14 protein-coding genes and 2 tRNA genes are annotated in these 14,604 nt (G+C 43.5%); 8 read left to right on the forward strand and 8 right to left on the reverse strand.

The window, feature by feature from the left end:
- Positions 1-62: 62 nt before the first annotated feature.
- The gene (locus ADH67_RS01180; protein WP_066590884.1) at positions 63-551 is read left to right on the forward strand and encodes a GNAT family N-acetyltransferase; all 489 of its coding nucleotides are present in this window, start codon (positions 63-65) and stop codon (positions 549-551) included.
- Positions 552-594: 43 nt separating this feature from the next.
- Here ADH67_RS01180 and ADH67_RS01185 read toward each other — a convergent pair whose 3' ends face one another.
- A complete protein-coding gene (locus tag ADH67_RS01185) occupies positions 595-1,458 on the reverse strand; it encodes a potassium channel family protein (RefSeq protein WP_066590885.1) in 864 nt (287 codons plus the stop codon).
- A gap of 175 nt (positions 1,459-1,633) precedes the next feature.
- On the opposite strand from ADH67_RS01185, the gene ADH67_RS01190 reads away from it, so the two are divergent.
- Positions 1,634-1,718 (forward strand) — tRNA-Leu (locus ADH67_RS01190).
- 293 nt (positions 1,719-2,011) lie between these two features.
- On the opposite strand, the gene ADH67_RS01195 is transcribed toward ADH67_RS01190, so the two are convergent.
- Positions 2,012-3,754 (reverse strand): IS1634 family transposase, encoded by a 1,743-nt coding sequence (locus tag ADH67_RS01195; RefSeq protein ID WP_066590886.1) that lies wholly within the window; start codon positions 3,752-3,754, stop codon positions 2,012-2,014.
- A 350-nt stretch (positions 3,755-4,104) separates the two neighbouring features.
- Positions 4,105-4,180, reverse strand: a tRNA-Thr gene (locus ADH67_RS01200).
- Between the two features lie 215 nt (positions 4,181-4,395).
- Between ADH67_RS01200 and tsaE the strand changes: the two genes are divergently transcribed.
- The 5 genes from tsaE to ADH67_RS01225 all read left to right on the forward strand — a co-directional run bounded on the left by tsaE (position 4,396) and on the right by ADH67_RS01225 (position 9,746).
- Entirely contained in the window at positions 4,396-4,887 is a 492-nt protein-coding gene (gene tsaE, locus ADH67_RS01205; protein WP_066590888.1) for a tRNA (adenosine(37)-N6)-threonylcarbamoyltransferase complex ATPase subunit type 1 TsaE, read from the forward strand.
- Positions 4,887-6,317: an N-acetylmuramoyl-L-alanine amidase gene (locus ADH67_RS01210; protein WP_066590890.1), complete on the forward strand. Its 1,431-nt coding sequence runs from the start codon at positions 4,887-4,889 to the stop codon at positions 6,315-6,317. Before tsaE ends, ADH67_RS01210 begins: the two co-directional genes overlap by 1 nt.
- A 59-nt stretch (positions 6,318-6,376) precedes the next feature.
- Positions 6,377-7,444 carry a class II fructose-bisphosphate aldolase gene (gene fba, locus ADH67_RS01215; RefSeq protein ID WP_066590891.1) on the forward strand — a complete coding sequence of 356 codons (1,068 nt, stop codon included), beginning with the start codon at positions 6,377-6,379 and terminating at the stop codon, positions 7,442-7,444.
- 3 nt (positions 7,445-7,447) lie between these two features.
- Positions 7,448-7,843 carry a diacylglycerol kinase gene (locus tag ADH67_RS01220; protein ID WP_066590893.1) on the forward strand — a complete coding sequence of 132 codons (396 nt, stop codon included), beginning with the start codon at positions 7,448-7,450 and terminating at the stop codon, positions 7,841-7,843.
- A 253-nt stretch (positions 7,844-8,096) separates the two neighbouring features.
- Positions 8,097-9,746, forward strand: coding sequence for a transposase (locus tag ADH67_RS01225; RefSeq protein WP_089275689.1), 1,650 nt, complete (start codon positions 8,097-8,099; stop codon positions 9,744-9,746).
- A 50-nt stretch (positions 9,747-9,796) separates the two neighbouring features.
- Here ADH67_RS01225 and purB read toward each other — a convergent pair whose 3' ends face one another.
- The 5 genes from purB to ADH67_RS01250 all read right to left on the reverse strand — a co-directional run bounded on the left by purB (position 9,797) and on the right by ADH67_RS01250 (position 13,906).
- Positions 9,797-11,161, reverse strand: a complete 1,365-nt coding sequence (gene purB, locus ADH67_RS01230) for an adenylosuccinate lyase (protein ID WP_066590894.1) — start codon at positions 11,159-11,161, stop codon at positions 9,797-9,799.
- Positions 11,162-11,247: 86 nt separating this feature from the next.
- Positions 11,248-11,742, reverse strand: coding sequence for a TPM domain-containing protein (locus ADH67_RS01235; RefSeq protein ID WP_066590896.1), 495 nt, complete (start codon positions 11,740-11,742; stop codon positions 11,248-11,250).
- On the reverse strand, positions 11,742-12,722 hold the full coding sequence (locus ADH67_RS01240) for a TPM domain-containing protein (protein WP_236578439.1): 981 nt from the start codon (positions 12,720-12,722) through the stop codon (positions 11,742-11,744). The genes ADH67_RS01235 and ADH67_RS01240 overlap by 1 nt, the downstream gene beginning before the upstream one ends.
- Positions 12,700-13,308 carry a LemA family protein gene (locus tag ADH67_RS01245; RefSeq protein WP_066590900.1) on the reverse strand — a complete coding sequence of 203 codons (609 nt, stop codon included), beginning with the start codon at positions 13,306-13,308 and terminating at the stop codon, positions 12,700-12,702. The genes ADH67_RS01240 and ADH67_RS01245 overlap by 23 nt, the downstream gene beginning before the upstream one ends.
- 37 nt (positions 13,309-13,345) lie before the next feature.
- On the reverse strand, positions 13,346-13,906 hold the full coding sequence (locus tag ADH67_RS01250) for a nitroreductase family protein (RefSeq protein ID WP_066590903.1): 561 nt from the start codon (positions 13,904-13,906) through the stop codon (positions 13,346-13,348).
- Positions 13,907-14,012: 106 nt separating this feature from the next.
- Here ADH67_RS01250 and ADH67_RS01255 point away from each other — a divergent pair, with 106 nt between their 5' ends.
- Entirely contained in the window at positions 14,013-14,603 is a 591-nt protein-coding gene (locus ADH67_RS01255; protein ID WP_158212605.1) for a cyclase family protein, read from the forward strand.
- Position 14,604: the final 1 nt, after the last annotated feature.

Raw genomic sequence — 14,604 nt, forward strand, 5'->3', positions numbered from 1 at the left:
TAACTATTTTGTGTACTCTATAATTTCCCTCACTCTTTGAATAATGTGTAATGAAGGAAATAATGCTTATTCGTCACGCAACAATTAATGATGTTCCGGAGCTTGCCAGGATTGAAGGCGCGTCCTATCCAGCAACCGAAGCAGCTTCGGAAGAAAGAATTCGTTCCAGAGTCGCCGTGTATCCGGATTATTTTTGGCTGATGGAAGAGAGCGGTTCAACTAAAGGTTTTATATGCGGTTTAGTTTCTGATCAGGAAATATTAGTGGACGATATGTTTGCGGATACTTCTTTTCATAATCCGGACGGCAAATGGCTTTTATTGTTCAGCGTGGTCACAGATCCTGCTTTCCGTCATCAAAAGGTTGCTTCTAGAATTATGGAAAAAGTTTTAGAGGATACGAAGAAGAGGGGAAAGACCGGCGTTATTTTGACATGTAAGGACAAACTCAGAGATTTTTATTCTCGTTTTGGCTTCGTTGATGAAGGCGTTTCAGTTTCCACCCACGGCGGCGACAAATGGTATCAGATGCGTTTGGTATTTCCCAGATAGTTACCTTTGACTTTCAGGCTCGCTTTCCTATATAGCAGTGAGCTTAATTTTTTGGCGTTTGTTCGCCATTGTCTTTTTTATCTTTTGTCGGCTCTGAGTTTGCCTTATCTTTATCTGCCTTATCGTCTTTGTGCTTGTCGTCAGTCTTTTGGTTTGATACAGATTGAGATGGGGTGGACTCAAGCTGTTTGACATAAGCCTCACCGGAGACGTCGGTTGTGACTTTTTGGAATGTACCGACGATATTAGTTACGTAAACGGTGAACATCGGGATCATCAGCATTCCGAAGACAGCTTCAAAAACCGAGAGAATTTTTCCGATAGGGGTTACGGCCTGAATATTGGAACCGACGGTGACTGCTTCCATCGTTGCCCACCAAAGAGCGTCGCTAAAGTTTTTGACAAGAGGGTTAATATTTACTTCACAAACATAAAACACAAGACTTCCCAGATATACGCAGGTCACAAGAATGACTAAGTAAGTGACGAAGATTGTTGATGTTCTGCTGAAAGTGAACCATCCAACAACTATCACTAAGGCATAAACGCTGCGGATAAGAGGAATAAATCTAAAAACATAAGACAATTCGCTTGGGATTTGCCAGTTAAAGCAGGAGAAGACGGTCAGATACGGAATACATACTAAGAAAAGCAAAATGTACCGAAAAAGATAGCGTCCCTTATGTTTAGTTAGAAAGAACTCAATACTCAAGTCAATGAGAAAGAAGATACAAACCCAGAACTGAATTTCCATATAGATTGGGCTTGCATAGAAGGGGTCGTTGAACTCAAAGGTATCGTAAGAGATGGAGCCAATGAGAATCAGAGATAAAATTAGGATGAAGATCCTCAGGACACCCTGAAAGTTCAATCTTTTTTCTTCAAATTTAGTCCAATTAATTGCCATATTCTCGAAGCTTAGAGTCTCTTAAGTGCTAACTATGGACAGAATAACAAAGAGAAAAAAAAGCGGGTTCTTGAGGTGACTTAAACGGGAAGTTGTGTATTTACAACAAAAAACACAAAAAATAGCTAAATAAGTTGCAATTTTAACTTTACGTTGATAAAATTCTCGAATCGTTGCCCGGGTGGTGAAATGGTAGACACAAGGGATTCAAAATCCCTCGCCCAACAAGCGTGAGAGTTCGAGTCTCTCCCCGGGCACCAGAACCGAAAATAAAAGATCGTCAAATAGACTAAAACAAAGTACAGAATTTCAGTAAAATCCTTGAAAATCAAGGATTTTCTCATATCGATCGAGATTTTTATTAGTCAAAGACGCCCAAAGAAAACAAAAGAAAATCAAAATAAAGTTTATGGCATGGACTTTAGGCCTAAATTCTGAAATATTGCTTCTGAACTTTACTAAACTAGATCTATCTCTCAAAATCTTTTAGCCGGATCGCTCAAACCCCTTATCCCAAACTTTGTTGGCCCTAGACTATATTCCTGAACTTTTCTTACCTAGATATAAAACTATCTAAGACAAATGTTCCCTCGGGCAACGGTACTCTTGCAAATTTGTAGTAGTCCCGTTGCTTGGGAGTGAGTTGATCCCAGAAATATTTCACCGGCGAAGTTCTCATGCACTTTGTCACTCCAACATAGTTAAGGTCGTCGATCATCTCCGGCACGCTGTTATCTGGAATGTTCCGAATTTTCTCTGTTTTAAGATACTCTTCTTCTGTTGTCTGATTAACACGATGACGAAGCATCATGCGCAAACTCACAGCTAGATAAATAACAAAAATTTTGGCATGTAAAGAAGGTTCCTGACATCTGGCTCTCCTCCCGGCACATCGTTCTTTAAAGTTGTTGAAGCCTTTTTCGGCAACGTCTCGGCTTCTGTACTTGAACAGACATTCTCGCGGACTTGATATCGAATTTGATACCAGGTAGAACAAACCGGAATTTTGCTGAATGCTTAGCCATTCTTCACTTTTAAGCTCCCATTTTCTTTTTTCTCCTCTCCTAAAGTACGCCTTTAAAGAAGTACTCGGGTCGCCCAGTTTCTTATTTATCCGCTTTTTTCTTTCTCTTTCGGTAATTTCTTCTAAACATCCATGAAGGATTAAATCGTCTCGATGAAGTTCACTCACGGCCTTATCCGGGCTGTAAAACATATGAACGTAGACCTCCGAATCAATCTGACCAAGCTCTTTGGATTGGAAGTTATAGTTCGCCTTGCATGCTCTTCCGAAGCATTCGTACTCCGGGATATATTCGAGAGGGTTTCGAGCCTTTAGAGTTTTCCAATTTGCTTTAAATGTATCGGCAATGATTGTGCTGTTGGACTTAACGGCCAGGATGAAATTGGTATGCCGAAGATATAGCAGCTTCAGGTTCTCAAAACTATCAAATCCTCTATCAAGGATTAAATTGATTGTGTCGACATCAATGTTCGAGTGATCTAGAAAAAGTTTTTTTAAAGTGGATACATCAGCCGTAGCTCCATTAAGCAGTTGATAGTCAATAGGTTCCCCGGTATTGCAATCCATCAGAATGCCAAGCACTATCTGCGGCAAAGGATTGTGCTCTTTGTTAAAGCCGTATTTAACAAGCGGTATCGTTTCGGAGTAAGAAGAAATAGAAGTTGTGTCATAGGCCCAGTAATTGGGGTTGTTAGTTTCGGAACTCCTAGCGGCCCGCAATTTAAGATATTGATTACACTCGTCGAAAGTTATTGAGTCAAAAAGCTCTGTACAACCTTTGGCGCTGAGCGGCTGCCCAGGCAGTAAAGTCCGTTCTGCTGTATGAAAATAACTGTCGATATTAAGATGCGGGTGAACAAGAAAGTAAATGGCTAGAGAAATAATATCGGCAGCTTTTTCTGCCCAGACGGTTTTGAGATCTTCGAGGATTCCTGCCTGTTCTGCTATTTCTAAAAACAAATAGGAGGCTCCTGCATTCAGCCTTGATTGAGTGGTAGGCCCGAGACCCGGAGCGTTTCGATAAGTGAGAATGCAATGTTCCTTATCCCAGTAGAAGCTCAGGCCACGGAACTGAGGATTCTTGTTGAGAAATTTTTCGCTAAATTCAAAGGCACCCGTACTTTCATCAAGAATTCTTCCCACTGTTTCGCTGCTAATGCGCTTGGAAACACCGTCTACCCATTTATTTTTATACCTGAGAACGTAAGAAGCATTTTTGGTTTTCTGAACTAACAGTGGGTGAAGTTCATTTGAAAGAGTTTGAAAAAGCATAGGGAGCCTCACTAGATATGAGTATTATACCTAGAAATAAAGATAAAACTAAACCTCAAACGGCCAAAACGGGCTCTGGATAAGGGGTTTGGGCTATCCGGCTAAAAGATTTTGAGAAATATATTTTAGTAAAGTCCAGGGTTACTAGCCGGCATAAGATTGACGCAAAGGTTTCAGAACTATCCGACCATTTTATCGGAGAGGAAGGTCTGTGTTGAGGAAAACGATGAAAATCCGAGAAAAGGTTCTTCGCGCCGCCATAGAGAAGGAGAGCGAAAAATGAGAGTTCACTAGATTGATTTCTTCGGCGTGGTTATTTGATTGAAAGATAACGGTGAAAAAGTTATTAATGGTGCCGGTAAGAGGAGTCGAACCTCCGACCTTCGCATTACGAATGCGCTGCTCTACCAACTGAGCTATACCGGCTCCAAAGAACGGTAATTATATCTTAGGAATTTTTCCATTAGCAAATAGAAAATATGGAAAAAAGAGGAATTTTCTGCTGAGGAGGTATGCCAGATGCGTGCTCTTTTCCATTTTGCTGATACAGGTTCTTAAAAAACTTAAAAAATTGTAATTCTTTAGAAGGAGGCTAACCGAACCATTATCATTGTCATACGATGTCCAATTTGTAGTTAATTATGTGTGCACCTCTTTTAAAAAATCTCTCCGATGAACATGAAATGGAACTGCTTGGGCAAGATCTAGCCAAAGGTTTAGACAGCCTGAAAGATCTGATTAAAGAAAAAGGTCTGACTATACGATTAAACGGAGATTTAGGAGCAGGGAAGACTACCTTGACTCGAGCTATTTTGCGAGGCTTGGGTTATCAAAGAAGAGTGAAAAGTCCTACATTTTCTTTATTGGAAATTTATAAACTTGAGGCGTTTACTCTTAATCATTTTGATTTCTATAGATTCGAGACACCAGAAGAATTTGAAGATGCCGGATTCCGTGAAAACTATGGCCCCGGACAAGTAACAATATCAGAATGGACTTCTAAAGCAGAACCTTTCGTTCCGGAAGCAGATGTTGAAATCGATATCACCCAGGGAGCAGACGAGCAGACCAGAGAGGTCAAAATTTCTGCATGTAGTGAAGTTGCTCAAAACCTTCTAGCAAAAATTAAATAATGAGTGGAATAAGTAGAAGAACACTAGTAAATGAGGTCGGCGGTCTGATTTTGTTTTCTTTTTTGCCTATTTCCTCGGCAAAAGCAGCTCAGCTCGTTGACCTTAGAATTTGGCCATCTCCTGAATACACCCGTATCACGCTTGAACATGATGTACCGATTCCTTTTAAGTACACCATGGTTCGCAACGGTTCATCAGTGAAAATGGTCGTCCTTATTGAAGGACTGACTCTGACAACTAAGCTGAAAAACTTAGTGAGCAAGCAGCAGCCGAATGACCCCTATATTTCCGGGATTACAGCCTCTCAGTACAGTTCGAAGACAGTCCAGCTGGTTATTAATTTCAAGCAGGATGTTGATCCCCAGGTGTTCTCTTTGAAGCCGTTTGGAGAATACAAGTATCGACTCGTTTTTGACCTTTACCCTGCAGTCGAAAAGGATCCGATTATGGCGCTTATCCGTAAGGAGGAAAGTGAACCGGATGCTATCGGAAGAATCCTTGCCCAGGTTGCCGAAGGCCAGCAGAGAATGGAAGAAAACCGCGCGGAAGCCGAACAGGATTCTATCGGTGATTTAATTGCCGGTATTACTTCCGGCAATATCGTGCCCATGAAACCCGGCGATCTGGGTTATATGGAACAGCCGTCTAAGGAAAAGCCGAAATCTTCGAAGGCTCCTGTAACTAAACAGCCCAAGAAAGAACAACCAAAGACTACTCCTCGCAGGGGCAGAGAGAGAGTCCTCGTCGTAATGGTCGATCCGGGTCACGGCGGTGAGGATCCTGGCGCGGTTGGAAAGCGTTACCGTACGAAAGAAAAAGAAGTGGTTTTGTCCATTTCACGAATCCTAGTGGCTGAATTAAACAAAGTTCAAGGCTTCAAGGCCATGCTTACCCGAGATCGCGACTACTTCGTGCCGTTGAACAGAAGAGTTCAAAAGGCTAGAGCAGCCAAAGCAGATTTCTTTGTTTCCGTTCATGCGGATGCCTGGGTGAAGCCCACTGCGAGAGGATCCTCTATTTTTGCTTTAGATACCCGCGGACGTGTTTCAACTCAAAATAAATGGCTTGCCCGCAACCAGAACAACGCTGACCTTATCGGAGGCGTCAATGTCACACGTCACGATAAGCAGATTGCAAAGATTTTGTTGGACATGTCTTTTACCGCACAGGTATCTGACAGTTTGGCCTACGGTAAAAAAATTCTGACTGAAATTGCCAAGATTAATACCCTGCATAAGTCCCGTGTTGAGCAGGCTAACTTTGCAGTGCTCAAGGCACCTGATATCCCTTCGGTTCTGGTGGAAACCGCCTTCATTTCTAATCCGCAGGAAGAACAGAAGCTCAGAACCCGTGCTTTCCAGAGAAAGGTGGCTTGTGCTATAGGAAACGGAATTCTGAAAGGTTTCGGACGTTCGGGAAGTTTGTCCTAAGCTAAGGATGTTTTAGTTTACAATCAAACGATCATTTTCTTTTAGAGTTGGAGATAAGTATGGCTCTCGTCTCGTTGCGCCAATTGTTAGATCACGCAGCTGAAAATAATTACGGTATTCCTGCATTCAATGTCAACAATCTTGAGCAGGTTCAAGCAATTATGCAGGCCGCCAGCGAAGTCAATGCTCCTGTTATCATGCAGGCTTCTGCAGGTGCCAGAAAGTATGCCGGAGAAAGATTCCTTGAACACCTTATCAAGGCCGCAATTGAAACTTATCCGGAAATTCCTGTCTGTATGCATCAAGATCACGGACAAAGTCCTAAGGTCTGCGAAGGTGCTATTAATCTCGGTTTCTCTTCCGTCATGATGGACGGTTCCTTGATGAGCGACGGCAAGACCATTTCTACTTTTGACTACAACGTCGATGTCACTAAGACAGTTGTTGACATGGCTCATAAGGTCGGTGTTTCCGTTGAAGGCGAACTTGGCTGCTTAGGTTCTTTGGAAACTATGAAAGGCGACAAAGAAGACGGTCACGGAACAGACGCTACAATGACTAAAGACCAGCTCTTGACTGATCCGGACCAAGCCGCTGAATTCGTTGAACAGACTCAGGTTGATGCTTTGGCCATCGCTATCGGTACAAGCCATGGCGCCTATAAGTTCACCCGTAAACCGACAGGAGATATTCTGTCCATTCAACGCGTCAAAGAAATTCACGCCAGAATCCCGAATACTCACTTAGTAATGCATGGTTCTTCTTCCGTTCCTCAAGAATATCTTGAAGAAATCAGAAAGTACGGCGGTCAGTTTAAGACAACATACGGCGTTCCGGTCGAAGAAATTGTTGAAGCTATCAAGTACGGTGTCCGCAAGGTCAACATTGACACGGATATTCGTTTAGCAATGACAGCTGCCATTCGTAAGTACTTCGTAGAAAATCCGGAAGCATTTGACCCGCGCGCTTATTTGAAAGTCGCTAAGCAGGCTTCCGTGGATATGTGTAAATCCCGTTACATTGCTTTCGGTTGCGAAGGCCAGGCTTCCAAGATTAAACCGTTGCCATTGCCGGAAATGGCAAAGCTTTATTCCGAAGGCGTGTTAAAACAGAAAGTTAATTTCTAATAAATGGATAATCAGCCTAAAAACGCATCTGATTTAAAGGGTAGGTCGGGCATTACCCGACTTATCAATGCAACCAAGTACTCCAAACAAGGCTTAGTCGCAGGTTGGAAAAGCGAAGAAGCTTTGAGACAGGAAATCATTTTGGCCTGTGTGATGGTTCCAACCTCAGTCTTTTTGCCGATTGATTATTTGGAGAAGATCTTTCTGATTGCCTCCGTGTTTATTGTTCTTGTTACGGAAGTTTTAAATTCAGCAATTGAAGCCGTGGTTGACAGATTTGGTACTGAAATTCATCCGCTCTCCGGCAAAGCCAAAGATTTAGGAAGTTTGGCTGTCCTGTTGGCACTTATTCTTTGTGCGATTGTCTGGGTTAGCATATTAGTACACAACTTTTTGTGATTCTTCCTTAGGAAGAAAAGTCGAGAGGAGTTTTCGGGCTCCTCCTGCTATTTCGCAAGGCCGGATTTTTAACGAATCCAAAAACAAAGGGGCTGTTGCAAAATTCCCTCTTCCTAAGAGGGATTTTCACAGCCCTTCTTCTATTGACAAAAAGTATTCTATATAAGAATTATCCCGTTGATTTAAAAGCAAACAGAGGGAATCGAACCCCCTGCATGCTATGGTGAAGTGTTCTATACCAAAGACACTTACCATGGCCTATTTTACCGTTTCTGAGGACTTGCTTTTTTATGCCTGTCCCCTTCCGCTATCTGAGCGTAAAAAACTTGACGCATATTTGTTACTTTTAGAGAAATCATCTGCTGGAAAATACTTAAAGCAGATAAACTTCGATTCTGAGCCTGGCAGACCAAAAATCGACCAGTGCCGACTCTTTGCTGCGGTTCTATATTGCTTTGCCCTTGGTAAAGCCTCTCTCCGAGAAATGGAGACGGCCTGCTTCACGGATCTAAGAATCATTTACTTAATCGGGGACGTCCAGCCAAGTGCAGCGAGTTTCTCTCGGTTCGTCACAAGTTTAATTCCAAATATGCCTGCTATTTTTGCGACAATAATGAAGCGCATCTTTTCCGAATGCGGGAAAGATATGGACACGCTCTATTTGGACGGAAGCAAATTTGAAGCCAACGCTAACAAGTACAAATTTGTTTGGAAACCCACGACTCTTCATCTTCGACTAAGTGAGAAAGTGGCTAACCTATTGAAATTAATGCATCTAGAGGAAGGTCTGCCCAACGAAGGAGTTATTCCGGCAAAAACTATTATGAAAAAAATAGAAGATGCAGAAAAAATATCTTCAACCGTCATAGGTGGTGGTGAAAAGGCTCTTTTAAAAATGAAATCTCAGCTTTCTCAGTACCTAATAAGATCAATTGAGTACGAAGAGAAAAAAGCTATCTGCGGAGAATCTAGGAATTCTTACTACAAAACCGACCACGATGCTACTGCCATGTGCCTGAAGGAAGATTACTACAGTGGGTTAGGTAGCCAAATGCATGCTGCGTATAACACCCAAATCTTAGTGAGTAACGGTTTTATCGTTACGTACTACGTGTCACAAGACAGAACCGATGCGCGTACTCTTGCGCCGACATTAGACCAATTCTTCCAATGGTACGGAATTTATCCCAAAAGAGTTTGCGCAGACGCAGGCTATGGAAGTGTTAACAATTATGAATATTGTGAACAGAAAGGAATCCAAGCCTTCATCAAATACACAGCCTGGAACGGTGAAAAGACTGGAAGAAATCCTGCCACTTATGAGTACATCGATACACAAACTATCCGGTGTTTGGGAGGGCGCGTGGGAGAAAGAATACAGTGTCCCGAGGGCTATTATTCCAAGGCGGACTATGCTTTCTTCCTGGTCAAAAGCTGCGCTAAATGTGACTTTGAGGGCTATTGCAAACGCTTCTTAAAAAGCAAATCGAAAAGAAGCCGGATTTTTGAAATTCAACCACGTTGGGTCCAGTTGAAGCAACAAGCTAGAGACAGACTTCTGTCTCCCGAAGGCATAGAAATCAGAGTTAATAGGAGTTGTCAGGTTGAAGGTGCCTTCGGAGTAATTAAGCAGAATATGGACTACAAAAGGTTCAGACGACGCTCGATGGGAAGGGTAACAGTCGAGTTCGCCTTGACTTGCCTAGGGATGAATATAAGAAAATATCTTAGGTTTGCAATGTCCGGCGTGCTCCCGTTTTATTGGGTTGCTCCTGAAAGTTTAAAGGCAGAAACTTTCAAAACTCCATCAGCAAAAAGAATAAAAAACCGAATGGAAAAGAAGCGAAAACTACAACCTAACGAGATAGCTAAAAAGGGGTATAGGAGAAAAGGGAAGTACTAACTCGAAAAACATCGAATTTTGCAACATCCCCTTTATTCATCTCAAGAAAATTAGATTTCTTTTGCTAATACATCAGCGATACCGATGTATGTGTGAGGAGTCAGTTTCTGAAGGTTCTGCTTGGCATCTTCAGGAATATCGAGTTTGGCGATGAATTCATGCAAGGATTCCGGTGTAATGCCTTTGCCTCTGGTCAATGCCTTGAGCTGTTCGTATGGATGGGGAACTCCATAGCGCCTCATCACTGTTTGAATAGCTTCGGCCAACACTTCCCAGGAGTTATCTAAATCAGCGGAGACGGCTTGCTCATTGAGCTGAAGCTTGCCCATACCTCTTGTTAGAGCAGTGTAGCCGACAACGCAATAACCGAAGGAAACGCCCATGTTTCTGAGGACTGTGGAGTCAGTTAAGTCTCTCTGCCAACGAGAGATCGGTAATTTCTGAGCTAAGAAGGTCAAGAACGCATTAGCCATACCGAGGTTGCCTTCGGAGTTTTCGAAGTCAATCGGATTGACCTTATGAGGCATTGTGGAGGAACCGACTTCGCCTTCTTTTAACTGCTGTTTGAAGTAGTTCAAGGAGATATAGCCCCAGATGTCTCTGTCTAAGTCGATCAAAATAGTGTTTGCGCAGACGATGGCGTCAAACAATTGAGCCATGTAGTCATGAGGTTCAATCTGAATGGTGTACTTGTTGTATTCGAGATTGAGCTTGTTGGTGATGACGTCTTGAGCAAATGCCGGCCAGTCTTTGTCGGGATAGGCGATGTAGTGTGCATTGAAGTTGCCAACGGCACCGTTCATCTTGGCCAGAAGGTGAACTTTTTCAATGTTGTTGATGGCTCTTTCCAGTCTAAAGGCAACGTTGGCCATTTCCTTACCGACGGTTGTCGGGCTGGCGTGCTGTCCGTGAGTTCTGGACAACATAGAGACAGAAGCCCAATCGTGAGCAAATGTCTTTAATTTGTCTGTAATTGCCTGAAGATAAGAGCAGATAACTTGACGGCCGGAAGACAGCATCAAAGCGTGCGATGTGTTATTGATATCTTCAGAGGTGCATCCGAAATGAACGAATTCGCTGGCGGCTGCTAGTTCTGCGTTCTTTTCCATTTTGCCCTTGATCCAATACTCTACGGCTTTAACGTCGTGGTTAGTAGTGGCTTCGATTTTCTTGATATCTTCACAGTCGCTCAAAGAGAAATTAGAAACAAGGCTTCTTAAGTATTCTTTGTTCTCTGCTGAGAGTTCTTTTAATTCGGGGAGTTTGAATTCGGATAAGGCAATAATCCATTCAATTTCAACAGTAACGCGGGCGCGCATTAAAGCGAATTCAGAAAAGATATCACGAAGAACTTCAGTTTGCTTAGCGTAGCGGCCATCAAGAGGAGACAAGGCCATCAAAGAGGAAATTTCCATGTTGTTTTCCAGAAAACATTAAAAGATGTCATATTCTAGAAAAAAACAAGCCAGTCGGCAGAAGACTGGCTTGGCAACAGAGAGATTTAGAGAATAATTGGACTGTTCGGCAAAGGATCATTTACCGGTTTATTCGGGAAATGCGCTGATAGAACTTTTGCCAGTTCGGTTATGGCTTCGCAAATTCCTTTTGCAAATAATTTTTGCTGAAACTTTTCGCTCATCTTATGAACGATGACATCGAGCTGCTCCTGCGTAAATAAGCGCGCCGCAGCTCTGTCTAAAACCAATTCAATCGCATGGTCGGATAGATTTAAATAAATCAAGACACCGTTGTTGTCTTCCGTATCCCAAACTCGATACTGAGCAAAGAGTTGCTCGGCTCGAGTGTGAGCTACAGAGTTTGATTTCAAAATATCCAACGGAAGGCTTCTCTCAATAATGACCTCAAACTCTGCGGAGGTCGTGGTTTCTGCTTTTTCAATGCATTGAGTAATCTCTCCCAAAGCTTCTTCCGGGAAAGAATATTTCACCGGAATCGGAGAAAGGGCCCAATGTTTAAGGGTACGTAAAATTGTCATTACCAACCTCCGCTAGCGCCGCCGCCGGCTGAATCTCCGCCGCCTCCGGAAGACGGACCGCCTCCGAAACCACCTCCACCGAAGCCTCCGTCACCGAAGCCTCCGCCAAATCCGCCTCCGAATCCTCCGAACCCGCCGGAATTTCTAAATCTGCGGTTAGTTCTATTGTTCATTCTGGCCGTTCGTCTTGCACCCGCTTCCAGAACAGAAGTTGGGATGAGAAGACTGGCAACCATTACGATCACACCGATTATGATGCCGGCCACAATAGACTGCATGACAAAGGTTCCAAAGGCTCCGACGAGGACACCTGCTACCGGAGCAGATTTTCTGCCGAGGAGCTGACGCATCATCATCGTAGCCACAAACCCGATGAATATTATGGCTACCCAGGGCTGATCCCAGAGAGGATCGCCTTCCATTTCAAAAACGGACTGAGAACCGGGATTTTTAGCAGCCGGAGGAGGAAGATCTTCGCCTTCAATCTTTTTAAAGATGAGATCAAGACCTTTATTGATGCCTTCATAGTAGTTGTTGGCTGCGAATGCAGGCAGCACAGCTTCCTGCAGGATTCTGTAGGCAGTAACATCCGGGATTGCCCCTTCAAGAGCCCTCATGACATCAATTCTGACTCTATGGTCATTGAGCGCAACGACAAACAACAGGCCGTCGCCCACGCCTTTTCTGCCTGGTTTCCATTCGGTACCGACTCGATGAGCATAGTCCTCAATAGGTTCTCCGTTCGTAGAGGACACGACTATGACGCAAATCTGACTTCCGACTTTCTTCTCAAAGTCTTGAAGCTTGGTTTCTAAAGCCTGTTTTTGCTGTTCAGTAAAGAGATTCGCGGTATCCGTGACGTAATCAAACTTCGGCACCGGCAAGAGGTTTGCCTGTGCCAAAGACCCGAACAGCAGCGTCAGTCCCAGGAAGAGACCTAGGAACCAACGACTGACGTTATTTTTGAGTACTTGTTCCAAAATCGACCACCGGAGGAGTTGTTACAGCTGCTTCATCAGCTACCTTGTACTGCGGTTTCTGCTTGTAACCTAAGATCTTTACCCAAATCAGCTGCGGGAACTGGCGGATCCAAGTGTTGTAGGTCTGAACCGTCTTAATGTAGTTGTTGCGGGCAATAGCAATACGGTTTTCACAGCCTTCCAATTGGACTCTCAATTCCTGGAATGCTTTGTTTGCCTGGAGGGTCGGGTAGCGTTCAACAGTAACGAGCAATCGAGAAAGAGCATTACCGATTTCGCCTTGTGCCTGTGTGAACTTTTGGAAAGCTTCCGGATTATTCAGCAGTTCGGGCGTTGCTTGAATGGAGGTGGCTTTTGCTCTGGCGTTAATTACTTGAGTCAAAGTAGATTTTTCGAAATCTGCTTCACCTTTAACGGAGTTCACGACATTAGGAATCAGATCAGTTCTTCTCTGATATTGGTTGATAACTTCACTCCATGCTGCATTTACCGATTCATCCATGGACTGCAGTTCGTTATATCCGCAGCCGGACAAAAGAGAGCAAGAGAGCACCAAGCTGGCGAATAAAAGTATTAGTCGTTTCATAGCTAAGACTCTAAGAAGGTTTATTTACAAATTCTAGTTAATAGGCCGAGAAGAAATCAGCAGGATTAGCCCGTTTTGCTCCTTCAGGCACTTGTGTTGAGGTACCGATCATAATCCAGCAGGCAACTTTTTCATCTTTTCTACAAAGAGCTTTGACAACGTCCGGATACTCCGTGCTCGAACCGCTGACGACTTTTAATCCGAATCCTTTGTTTTCAAGAACATCCATAAATTGCATTAGGAATGCACCGGCGGTCATCCATTGTTCGTAGACCGGGACTCGTGAATTGTTTTCTTCAATTTTGACGATCATTGCCAGAAGAGCAGGGGCTTTCACAGCTTTTGAGCGGGCTTTTAATGCTTCTTCCTGCGTTGCCCCGCTTTGGATAGCTCCGGCTTCAAAAAAGTCAGCCAGCTTTTCTCTATCATTGATTAGTGCCATGCGGCATTGGTTATCTCGTAAATGGTTCGGAGCTGCTATTGCTGCGCTAATTGCTTCTGAATAATCCTTTTCTGACGGGACCGGATCGGTCAGATATTTTGCTCCGACGGAATGACGTTGGGCTAATTTTTGCCACAGCGGTGTTTTTTCTGCCATGCCTTTTCTCCTTTTATACTGAAGCTTCAAGCATAATGCCTGCGAAGGACTTGATAAGAAATAGGCCCAAAGTCGGGCAATGAGATTGAACTAATAAAATATGAGAATGAGTGAGATTATTGACATTTCTCAAGCGGTTGATGAGAAAACGCCGGCCTATTACGGAGATACGCCGTTTACTTTGCAATGGATTTACGATGACGAAGTTAAAACTTCAGAAATCAAAGTCACGCCGCACGTTGGAACACATGTCGATTCTCCTATGCATTTTTCTTGCTCACAAAACGGTATCGGTAAGGCTCCTTTATCGACCTTTGTCGGCGACTGTATCGTGGCAGCTTCTGAACTCGCGCAGAACGCAAAGGCGTTGGAGGCATGGACTGTGTTTCAGAAATACAAAGCCTGCGGAAGAATTCTTTTCAAATTTGAAGAGACACGACAAGGAATCGCAGAGGAAGTCGTTGAGCTTTTGGTGAAAGAAAAATTTGTTTTGATCGGTACGAGCTCTCCGTCTATTGATGACGAAAAAAGCCATGACTTTCCTAATCATCGATTTGCATTAAGTCACGGCCTTTGCGCTTTGGAAAACTTGGTACTTGATAAGGTCGAACCCGGAGCATATTTTCTGAGTGCTGCTCCGATAAAGTGGCTCAAGGCCGAAGCTTCTCCGGTTCGTGCCTACCTTATAAAGAAATAGC

This window comes from Turicimonas muris, assembly GCF_002221595.1.
Classification (GTDB): domain Bacteria; phylum Pseudomonadota; class Gammaproteobacteria; order Burkholderiales; family Burkholderiaceae_F; genus Turicimonas; species Turicimonas muris.

Bases quoted from the DNA above. Each gene is read 5' to 3' on its own strand.
- ADH67_RS01180 (WP_066590884.1), top strand. From the start codon at position 63: ATGCTTATTCGTCACGCAACAATTAATGATGTTCCGGAGCTTGCCAGG.
- ADH67_RS01185 (WP_066590885.1), bottom strand. From the start codon at position 1,458: ATGGCAATTAATTGGACTAAATTTGAAGAAAAAAGATTGAACTTTCAG.
- ADH67_RS01195 (WP_066590886.1), bottom strand. From the start codon at position 3,754: ATGCTTTTTCAAACTCTTTCAAATGAACTTCACCCACTGTTAGTTCAG.
- tsaE (WP_066590888.1), top strand. From the start codon at position 4,396: ATGTGTGCACCTCTTTTAAAAAATCTCTCCGATGAACATGAAATGGAA.
- ADH67_RS01210 (WP_066590890.1), top strand. From the start codon at position 4,887: ATGAGTGGAATAAGTAGAAGAACACTAGTAAATGAGGTCGGCGGTCTG.
- fba (WP_066590891.1), top strand. From the start codon at position 6,377: ATGGCTCTCGTCTCGTTGCGCCAATTGTTAGATCACGCAGCTGAAAAT.
- ADH67_RS01220 (WP_066590893.1), top strand. From the start codon at position 7,448: ATGGATAATCAGCCTAAAAACGCATCTGATTTAAAGGGTAGGTCGGGC.
- ADH67_RS01225 (WP_089275689.1), top strand. From the start codon at position 8,097: ATGGCCTATTTTACCGTTTCTGAGGACTTGCTTTTTTATGCCTGTCCC.
- purB (WP_066590894.1), bottom strand. From the start codon at position 11,161: ATGGAAATTTCCTCTTTGATGGCCTTGTCTCCTCTTGATGGCCGCTAC.
- ADH67_RS01235 (WP_066590896.1), bottom strand. From the start codon at position 11,742: ATGACAATTTTACGTACCCTTAAACATTGGGCCCTTTCTCCGATTCCG.
- ADH67_RS01245 (WP_066590900.1), bottom strand. From the start codon at position 13,308: ATGAAACGACTAATACTTTTATTCGCCAGCTTGGTGCTCTCTTGCTCT.
- ADH67_RS01250 (WP_066590903.1), bottom strand. From the start codon at position 13,906: ATGGCAGAAAAAACACCGCTGTGGCAAAAATTAGCCCAACGTCATTCC.
- ADH67_RS01255 (WP_158212605.1), top strand. From the start codon at position 14,013: ATGAGTGAGATTATTGACATTTCTCAAGCGGTTGATGAGAAAACGCCG.